1 protein-coding gene is annotated in these 457 nt (G+C 31.9%); it reads right to left on the bottom strand.

Annotated elements, in window-relative coordinates; genetic code table 11:
- Nucleotides 1-457 (bottom strand): Ig-like domain-containing protein (locus tag C5C07_RS20710; RefSeq protein WP_233510500.1); only part of this gene is annotated, 457 nt, incomplete at both ends.

Raw genomic sequence — 457 nt, 5'->3', positions numbered from 1 at the left:
CATTTATATTCGCATAAGTATGGCTTACTCCTGGATTGTATGAAATCGGAATTGTTTTTTCAGTTTCATGATCATTTATCATAGAAGTAATTTTTTGGTTTCCATTATCTTGGACTGTTTTTGGGTCAATAAATAAGTTTATTTCTAAATTTGCAGTCACATTTACTTTATTATTAATATAATCCGTAAATGTATATCGTATCTTACCTTCTCCCAAAACTTTTCCAGTCGCCATTACTAGAGAACCATTTAAAATGTCTGGTACTTTCCTTACAGTTGATACACCATGCGTGTTGACATTATTAGACAAAGTGAAGTCAAAGTAATCACCTTGGTGTAAACCATTCTCAAATTTCAACTTATATTTTAGCACCGCTCTTTGTCCTGCATGAGGTTCTACTTTATTTGTATTTTTATGTCCCTCGATAGAGCTTTCAGTAACTGTAACTTTACTTGT

Origin of the sequence: Haloferax sp. Atlit-4N (assembly GCF_003383025.1) — an archaeon.
GTDB classification, from domain to species: Archaea; Halobacteriota; Halobacteria; order Halobacteriales; family Haloferacaceae; genus Haloferax; species Haloferax gibbonsii.
The sequence above is the reverse complement of the archived record's forward strand: the minus strand, read 5'-3'. Positions and strand labels throughout refer to the sequence as shown.